Origin of the sequence: Micromonospora palomenae (genome assembly GCF_007829925.1) — a bacterium.
Taxonomy (GTDB): Bacteria; Actinomycetota; Actinomycetes; order Mycobacteriales; family Micromonosporaceae; genus Micromonospora; species Micromonospora purpureochromogenes.
On sequence record NZ_VIXA01000001.1, the window covers coordinates 2,467,878 to 2,477,088 of the forward strand.

5 protein-coding genes are annotated in these 9,211 nt (G+C 71.9%); 2 read left to right on the forward strand and 3 right to left on the reverse strand.

Going from position 1 to position 9,211, the window contains the following annotated elements; genetic code table 11:
* Nucleotides 1-17 precede the first annotated feature (17 nt).
* The gene (locus tag FHX75_RS10915) at nucleotides 18-1,556 is read right to left on the reverse strand and encodes an AMP-binding protein (RefSeq protein WP_154938603.1); all 1,539 of its coding nucleotides are present in this window, start codon (nucleotides 1,554-1,556) and stop codon (nucleotides 18-20) included.
* 104 nt (nucleotides 1,557-1,660) lie between these two features.
* Here FHX75_RS10915 and FHX75_RS10920 point away from each other — a divergent pair, with 104 nt between their 5' ends.
* Nucleotides 1,661-1,933 (forward strand): acyl carrier protein, encoded by a 273-nt coding sequence (locus tag FHX75_RS10920; protein ID WP_154938605.1) that lies wholly within the window; start codon nucleotides 1,661-1,663, stop codon nucleotides 1,931-1,933.
* A 229-nt stretch (nucleotides 1,934-2,162) separates the two neighbouring features.
* On the opposite strand, the gene FHX75_RS10925 is transcribed toward FHX75_RS10920, so the two are convergent.
* Together FHX75_RS10925 and FHX75_RS10930 are read right to left on the reverse strand one after the other, a co-directional pair.
* Entirely contained in the window at nucleotides 2,163-4,988 is a 2,826-nt protein-coding gene (locus FHX75_RS10925; RefSeq protein WP_154938607.1) for a helix-turn-helix transcriptional regulator, read from the reverse strand.
* 1,391 nt (nucleotides 4,989-6,379) lie between these two features.
* Nucleotides 6,380-8,503 (reverse strand): MMPL family transporter, encoded by a 2,124-nt coding sequence (locus tag FHX75_RS10930; protein ID WP_154938609.1) that lies wholly within the window; start codon nucleotides 8,501-8,503, stop codon nucleotides 6,380-6,382.
* Nucleotides 8,504-8,933: 430 nt separating this feature from the next.
* Between FHX75_RS10930 and FHX75_RS10935 the strand changes: the two genes are divergently transcribed.
* Nucleotides 8,934-9,211, forward strand: a 278-nt coding sequence (locus FHX75_RS10935; RefSeq protein WP_281290804.1) for a carboxyl transferase domain-containing protein, incomplete at its 3' end; no start/stop codon positions are given.

Genomic DNA, 9,211 nt, shown 5'->3' on the forward strand with positions numbered 1-9,211 from the left:
CGATCGGGGCCGGTGGATCAGCTCGCCGCCGCCCGGGCCAGCCGGCCGCGGTCGATCTTCCGGTTGGAGTTCAGCGGGAACTCGTCGAGGTGGGTGTACCGGCGGGGCAGCATCCCCTTCGGCAGGATCTCGGCGAGCTGCTTGGCGAGCTGGGCGGCGGGCACCGGCTCGCCGGTGTAGTAGACGACGATCTCCACCAGCCCGTCGACGGTCCGGGTGACCGCCACCGCGTCCCGTACGCCGGGGCAGCCGGCGAGCGCGTGCTCGATCTCGGCCAGCTCGATCCGCCAGCCGTTGACCTGCACCTGGGCGTCCCATCGCCCCAGGTAGATGAGTTCCCCGTTGGCCAGCCGGCGCACCCGGTCGCCGGTGCGGTACCAGCGGCGTCCGTCGTGGTCGAGGAACCGTCCCTCGTCGTCGGCGGGGTCCAGGTAGCCGGGGGTCATCTGCGGGCCGGTGACGCAGAGCTCACCCTCGTGGTCGGACAGTTCCCCCTCGGGGGTCCGCAGCAGGGCGTCGTGCCCCTCGTGCAGGTGCCCGATCGGCACCAGCCCGTTGACGCAAAGGCCCGGTGAGGTCTCCGGCGACCAGCGGTGGCCGGTGATGGTGAGGGTCAGCTCGGTGGGGCCGTAGATGTTGGCCACCGTGGACCGGTGGGCGGCGGCGTGCCAGTCGGCCACGTCCGCCGCGCGCAGCGCCTCTCCCGCGAACAGGCTCCAGCGCAGCCCCGGCATGCCGCCGGGGCGCAGGCCACCCAGCCGGCGGATCAGGGTGATCGCGCTCGGCGCGGAGAACCAGACGGTCACCGCGCGCTCGGCGAGGAAGCCGGGCAGGTCCCGGTAGGCCTGCGCGGGCACCGGCTGCACGGCCGCCCCGGCCCCCCAGGCGCAGAACATGTCGAACGCCGCGCAGTCGAAGTTCAGGTCGAAGGTCTGCGAGAAGACGTCCGTGGTGTCGAAGTCGTAGTGCCGGTCCACCAGCCGGAAGTAGTGGTCGGTCATGCCGTAGGTGATCGGCACGCCCTTCGGCCGGCCGGTGGAGCCGGAGGTGAACAGCACGTAGGCCACCTGCGACGCGGTGACCGGCAGCGGCGCGTCGAGGGGCCGGTCGCCCAGCGGGATGCGCGTCGTGCCGGGCACCGCGTCGGCGTCCAGGCCGGGCGCGAGCACCGGCAGCTCCAGCCCGGCGCCGGCCAGCTCGCCGAGGGTGGCCAGGCCGGCCTCGTCGGCCACCACGGCGGTCGCGCCGGAGACCTCCAGCATCCGCCGGGTCCGCGACACCGGGAAGCCGGCGTGCAACGGTACGACCGTGGCGCCGGCGTACAGCACGGCCAGGATTCCCGCGTACGCCTCGACGCTCTTGCCGGTGAGCACCGCGACCGCCTCCGGCGGCTGGTCCCCGGCGGAGCGCAGGGCCCCGGCCCGGGCCAGCGCCAGCTCGTGCAGTTCCTCGTAGCTCACGGCGCGGGATCCGACCCGCAGGGCCGTGCCGGTGGGGTTGGCCGCCAGGCCGCGAAGGAAACGCGCCGACAGGGCGGGACCGTCCACGTCTACCATCCGGTGCTCCAACAGTAAGGGGCGACAGGGGTTGTCGGCCGCACGGGCAGGTACTTGTATCGAGGTCACCGCCGACACCGGTTCCGACAGATTCGGAGTGACCCATGCTGGACGAACGGTTCGAGGGGATCCTGCGGGGTTACCTGGCCTTCCTGTCGCCGACCGACACCCTCACCGAGGACACCCCGCTGCGCGACTTCGGCCTGGACTCGATGGCCACGGTGGAGCTGATCTCCGACCTGGAGTCGACGTACCGGGTGCGGTTCGTCGACGACCTGCTGAGCCTGGAGAACTTCGCCACCCCGGGCACGATCTGGGCGAGCCTCACCGCGTTGGGCGTCACGGGCCAGGTGACCGAGGCCCGGGTCGGCCACTGACCCGTGACGCCCGTGTGAGGCAATGCTGGTGCAGGCCCGTACCCGCGGAAACCCCTAGCGCCCCCTGACGTGCGCGGCCGCCGGCCGGCCTTCCGGTCGACGGTTTCCGCGGACCCGATGGAGCAACGACGGCGTCCCGACCGGATCCGGTCGGGACGCCATTGTGTGCCCGGACAGCGGAGCGCCCGCCCGGAGCACGGTCCCGGGTGCTCCAAGCGGGCGCGGTCCCTCAGCCGGCCAGTTCCTCCCAGTCCTGCCCGGCGTGGAGCAGCCCGGTGGCCCCCTCGCCACGGGACTCCGACAGCCGCTTGCGCAGCTCGTGCTCGGCCGGCAGGTCGGTGCGCCGGGTGATGCCCAGCTTGCGGTAGACCCGCGTCAGGTGCTGCTCGACGGTGCTGACGGTGATGTACAACGTCTGGCTGATCTCCCGGTTGGTGTGCCCCAGCGCGGCCAGCTTCGCCACCCGCCGCTCGGCCTCGCTGAGCACGTGCCGGCCCTCCTTCTCCCGGTCGTGCCAGCGGCCCACCAACGCGGGCGGCTCGACCGGTCGGTCCCCGCCGGCGGGGACGGCCGGCCCGGTCGTACCCGCCTGGGCCACCTGCGCGGCCCGCCGGGCCAGCACCCGGGCCCGGTCGAACTCGCCAAGCTGCTGCCGGACGACGCTGAACGCGGTCAGCGCCCTGGACAGCTCCAGCCGGTCGTCGGCCGCCTGGAGGCACTCCACGCTCTGCCGCAGCAGCGTCGGACGCTGCGCCGGCTCGCTGGCGGCGGCGAGGACCCGCAGCGAGATGCCCCGCACCCGGACGTCGGCCGCGCGCGCTCGCTCCAGTTGCTGGGTGAGCAGGTCCCGGGCCTCGACGGAGCGGCCCAGCCGCAGGTTCACCTCGGCCAGGTCGCTGCGCCACGGGATCAGCGCCGGCACGTCCACGTCCCATTCGCGCATCAGCCGGCCGCACAGCTGGAAGTCCCGTCCGGCGGCCAGCACCCGGTCGGTGGCCAGGTGGAACTGCCCCCGCGCCCGCAGGTACGGCAGGCTGAAGACGGTGCCGAACATCGAGTCGGGCACCGGCGCCTGGAGCACCTCGGCCGCCTCCCGGAGCTCACCCCGGGCGGTGCGCGCGACGATCAGGGTGGCGCGCGGCTGACCGATCAGGACCCCCCAGCCCTTCTCCGGCAGCAGGGCCAGCGCCTGCTCGGCGTGCCGGATCGCGTTGACCAGGTCGCCGCGCCGGTAGGCGATGCTGCCGGCCAGCGAGGAGAGCACCGCCTGCCAGGTGACCTCGCCGCGCTCCGCGGCCTGCCGCATCAGCCGGTCGCACCAGGTGCGGGCCAGCTCCGGCTTGTTGCCGCGCTGCACCGCGAGCACCGCCGCGGCCACCACCTCCAGCGGGGTCTCACCGACCTGGCAGCTGCGCAGGATCTGCTCGGCACTGGTGGTGGCGGCCTCCCCGCCGCCCCGGCCCCAGAGCGAGGTGAGTCGCTGCGCCGCGTCCGCCCAGAGGTCCCTCGGGTGGGTGGTGCCGGTGGGCCCGAACTCGGACAGGCGCCCCCGGGCCGGACCGAGGAACCAGTGGAAGCTGACGGCCAGCTCGGCCGCCGTCTGCGCGTCGATCGGATCGGCGGACGCGCCGAGCGCCGTGGCGGCCCGGGCGGCCGCGTCCTCGTCGCCGTTCCACAGGCTGTAGCGGATCACCGCCGCCGCGTCCGGCCCGTGCAGTTCCCCGTCCTGCACCGCGCCCTGCAGACAGGGCAGGTACGCCAGCGTGGCCGACGGGTTCCGTCGCCAGAGCGCGCCGGTGAGCGCGTGCATGATGGCGATCCGTTCCTTGCGGTCGGTGCAGCCGGAGAGCGCGAGCTCCAGGCAGCGCACCGCCAGGTCCGGGTCGTCCGCGGCCAGCGCCTGGTCGGCCGCGGTACGCAGCACCCCGACCGCCCAGTCGGCGGGCACCTGCTCGGCGTTGAGCAGGTGCCGCCCGACCTCGGCCGCCGGCGCGCCCTGCTGGTGAAGCAGGTCGGCGGCGCGGACGTGGACGGCGGACCGTTCCGCCGGGGTCATGCTCTCCAGCACCGTGGTGGCGCCGAGCGGATGGCGCATGCGGCAGTCCCGCAGTACGCCCGCCTCGGTCAGTATTCCGACGATCTCCTCGGCGGTTTCGTTCCGCATTCCGAGAAGGCGGCCGATCAGGGCCGGATCCGAACGCTCGTTCAGTACCGCGGCCGCGGCGGCCACGTCCAGCAGCTGCGCGTCCCACCGGTGCAGGCCGGCCAGCACGGCGTGGGCATATCCGTCACCGACGACGGGCGTGGCCCCGTCCTCGACCCCGGCGTCCGACGCATTGTCGTCGAGCAACGCGTGGACCAACAGCGGATTACCGTTTGTCAGATCGTGGTATTCCTGGGCCACGGACTCGGGCGCCGTCTTTCCCCATTTCTCGGTGAGCAGATCGGCGATGTCCGGCACCGTCAACGCCGACAACCTGATGCTCTCGTGCGGCTGCCGGGTCAGTTCCGTGTAGAAAAGCGGCAGGGTCGGCCGGCGTCGGTGCCACTTGCCGAGGACGAGCAGCATTCGGGCCGCATCCATCCGTCGCTGCAGAGACAACAACAGGCGCAGCGAGGCGGAATCGGCGAACTGCAGATCGTCGATCACGATCACGAGGGTGCGCTCCCGGGCCAGACCCAGCAGCACTCCGCAGAACTCACGCATCCAGCCCGACCGAGCATCCGGCTCCGCCAGCGGGTCCGACCATCCCCCGTCCTGGTCGGCCGCATCCACCGAACCGATGAGCCGGGCGGCCCGTTCGGGCAGCGCGTCCACCAGGTCGGCACTGCGGAACAACTGATCGACGACTCCGAGCGGCACCGACTGCTCCGCCCGTGATGCCGTACCACTGAGAAGTAACGCCCCCGTCTCCACCGCGTAACGCGAAAATTGATGGAGCAGATATGTTTTACCGCTGGCGAGTCCCCCCTCGACGAGCGCCAGTCGACCGCTTGAGCCGTCGCATTGGCGAAGGAGCCCTTGCAACAGCGACAGGGCCCCCTCATATCCCATGGTCGCCACGTTTGCATACCCCTAAGTAGCGTAGTAGTCGAAACGCTCCAGCACTGGTAGCCACGTTGCGGCGTATCATATCCACAGATCGACGGTGATGCTAGTCCGCCCTCTTTAGCACAGATCGGGCACAAGGCCCTGGTCAGGCGGTTCTGTCGGCGATCCGATCCGGGTGAATTGCAGAATGTCCAGTTCGCCGGTGTGTCCCATTTTTAATGCGACTGACCACGCCGCCGCTAATCAATCCGGAACGATGTGAGCGATCTTCAAATGTCACGAACCGTTACTTGATCCGGCAACTTATCGTTCACTTTTCGGTGATCGGCGAGGGCGGGATCCCGGCATTCGCGCAGGTCCGGTCCGCTCCTGCCGGGCTACATCCGCCAGGCGCTCACACCCGCCGCCGGCCCGTCGTCACCCGGCAGCGGTTGTGTGACCTGGCCGTGACCTGACCCGGCCGGGTGGGACGCCTCGACGACCCGGACGAGAGGCGTTCCCCGCGCCGGCCGTCCGGCCTGTCCTCGCCGCCGAACAGCGATCCGAGACGCGACGTCGGGACGACCCCCGCCAGCCCGTCCTCACCCTCGTGGGGCCGGTCGACCTGGCCGATTCCCGACAGGTGGCCGCGCCCACATTTCCGCAGATCCGGGCGCGTCCGGGACTCCTGCGGGCCGCCCGAGCCTCGTTGCGTCACGTCGATCCGGTGGTGCCCTGGGACGCGGGGGGCCGGTGCGCGTCGGAGCGGTGCCGAAGTTCGCCGCCCACGCTCGCCGACGGCCCGCCGCCGTCCACCGGGACAAGCCGCCCCGGGGCCGGTTGCCCTGCCACCAACTCGACCTGGCAGCGCCCGCTCGCCGAGGGCCTCTTGCCCTGCCGTCAGCTCGCCCTGCACTGACGCGACGCCGAGCACTGGACGGCCGGCGACTCCCTGGTCGGCCAGACGGTGGGGGCGGGCAAGAACTCCCCGCATTGCGGCATGTCGCGCTGTCGCCGCCGGCCGATACCGCGACACGCCGCAAACCGCGCCCCACCAGCAGGCAGCGCCCCGACACCGGACGGGGCGATGTGGACGAGGTCGCCGCTGTGCGGCATGTCGCGCTGTCCCGGCCGGCCGTCACCGCAACACGCCGCAAACCGTGCCGCACCAGGCACAGCGCGGCGACAGCGGCCCTGCGCCAGGCGGCAGGGACGGCTCTCGGAAGCGACGAAGCGGCGCGCCCGACGAGATCGTCGGGCGCGCCGCTGGAGCGAATCGCCTGTCCTGCTCGGGCTCGGTGCCGCCTCGCCCCTGGTCACGGTCCCCGGCGAACGCCGACGACCGCCGCCCGCGAAAGAGCGCCCAGCCCCACCAGAGGCCGGGGCGGGCCCAGAGACCCGCCCCCGCCCGGTGACTACTTGCTGGCCCGCACCGGGCCCGGCACGCCGGGGCTGACCGGCGCGGAGGCCTGCTTGCCGAGGTCCCGGTAGAGGCGCCCGGGCCACCAGCTCGCCCGGCCGATGTCGAAGGAGAGCGCCGGCACCAGCAGCGTCCGCACCAGGAAGGCGTCGAGCAGGACGCCCACCGCGACGACCACACCGAACTGGATCATGTCGACCACCGGCATGGAGGCGAAGACCGCGAAGGTCGCCGCCAGCACGATGCCGGCCGAGGTGATGACGCTGCCGGTGGTGGCGAGACCACGGCGTACGCCTTCGGCATGGCCGTGTCGCGCGGCCTCCTCGTGCACCCGGGTCATCAGGAAGATGTTGTAGTCGACGCCGAGTGCCGCGAGGAAGACGAAGCTGACCAGCGGCAACTGCCAGGCCGTCCCCTCGTGCCCGAACACGTGCTTGAAGAGCAGGTGCGACGCGCCCAGCGCGGCGAAGTAGGACGCCACCACCGTGCCGAGCAGGACCAGCGGCGCCACCAGGGCGCGGAGCAGGATGATCAGGAACAGCAGGATCACCGCGAGCACGACCGGGATGACCACCTGGGCGTCCCGGCTGGAGGCCCGGTCGATGTCCAGGGTCTCCGCGGTGGTGCCGCCGACCTTCGCGTTGGCCCCGGGTACGGCGTGCACCGCGTCCCGGATCTCGTCGATGGTCTCCTTCGCCGCGTCGCTGTCGGGCGCGTCCCGGAGCACCACGTCGATGATGACCCGCTTACCGTCGGGGCTGGGCGACTCCTGGCCGACCGTCGTGCCCTCCACGCCGGCGGCGGCTGCCTTGACCGGCCCGGCCGCCGAGGCGTCGGCGACGAGGATGGCCGGGTCGGACGCGCCGGACGGGAAGTGCCGGGCGAGCTTCTCCTGCGCGGTGACCGACTGGGGCTTGGTCTGGAACACCTCGGTCTGGGCCAGCCCCATCTTGATGTCCAGCGCGCTGACGGCGAGGCCGCCGATCACGATCAGGCAGCCGAGCCAGACCACCCGGGGGTGGCGGCCGACGGCCGCGCCGATCCGGGTCCAGAACCCGCGCCCGGCCCGCGCCTCCTGGCCGAACTTCGGCACGAACGGCCAGAACACCCACCGGCCGGCGATCACCAGCAGCGCCGGCAGGATGGTGACCATCGCCAGGTACGCGCAGAGCACCCCGGTGGCGCCGACCAGGCCGAGGCTGCGGGCGCTCTGCATGTCGGCCAGGGCGAGGCAGGCCAGGCCGACCACGACGGTCGCGGCGGAGGCGAGGATCGCCGGGCCCGAGCGGCGCAGCGCGATCCCCATGGCCAGGTGCTTGTCGGCGTGCCGGCGCAGCTCCTCGCGGTAGCGGGCGATGAGCAGCAGCGCGTAGTCGGTGCCGACGCCGAACAGCAGGATCATCAGCAGGCTGGAGCTGGCCGGGTTGACCGGCAGCCCGGCGTGTTTGGCGAGCAGGTACGCCACGCCCTGGGTGAGCGCGCTGGCGAAGCCGACGGCCAGCAGGGGGAAGATCCAGAGGAACGGGCTGCGGTAGATCAGCAGGAGCAGCACGATGACGATCGAGCTGGTCGCGATCATCAGGTTGACGTCGAGGTTCTCGAACGCCTGCGTGTAGTCGTTGAGCAGGCCGCCGGGGCCGCCGAGGTCGACGTCCAGCCCGGCCGGGGCGCCGGCCTGGGCGGCGGTGCGCAGGTCCTTGACCGCGAAGTCGATCTCGACGTCGTCGCGGGTCAACGGCACCACCAGCATGAGCGCCTTGCCGTCCTGGGACGGGATGGCCGGCTGGATGGCCGCGCCGCCGTCGGCGAACTTCGCGAACGCCGTACGGTCGGCCTCCACCTTGCTGCGGTCGGCGTCCTGGATCCCGGACTCGCGGGTGTAGACGGCGACCACCGGGACGGCCTCGGAGGCGGAGCGGTACTTGTCCAACTCCTCCATGACGGCGGTCGACTCGGCGCCGCGCGGAAGGCTGCCGGACGGAGTCCGGTCCTCGTAGTCCTCGATCTTGCCGAAGAGCGGGCCGAGCACGACGGCGAGGACTATCCACAACGCGAGGATGGCCCACTTGGAACGCCGACCACTCGGCAATTTGGCCAGTAGCCCGACAGAATCGCTCATTGAGCCGAAACCCTTCTATGCCCGTCTATGCCGATTTCATCGTCCAGGGCACGGAGATCCCGGCGTCGTCCGCCTGGGACGGGGACAAGACCTCGTCGCTCATCGGGCCTGACGGCCATTTCCAAAGGTGCCCCACCACGCGGGGCATGCTTCTGCGTATGCCCCACGCGTACATGCTAAGCAGTACGGCGGAACAGCGTCAAGCACTTCGGCAGAGTGTCCGATCAGCTGGGAACAAGCGTGCACACCTGGGTTGAGCTGCGGAAATGTCGATGGCCCTGGGGTCGTCGGGCGGGCGGCTAGGGGACCCGGCGCCCGGGTTAGGGGGCGGCCGTTCTGTTCGTGCCGCCGTCGCCGGTGGTTACGTGATAGCCCGACCAGCCGGTTGACGCGGGTCGACGTCGGCGAGCGTGAGGGGCGACGACGCATGGTGGACAAACCGCATTCCGACCTCGGGTCCCGGGTGGCCGAGCTGCATTCCGTCAAGGCCACGGCCGTCGCCGGCCCGGGGCCCCGCGCCTCGGCGCAGCAGCACGCCAAGGGCAAACTCACCGTCCGGGAACGGCTCGACCTGCTCTTCGACGAGGGCACGTTCCGGGAGATCGAGCAGTTGCGCCGGCACCGGGCCGCCGGGTTCGGGCTGGAGGACCGCCGCCCGCACACCGACGGCGTGGTGACCGGCTGGGGCAAGGTCGACGGCCGGACGGT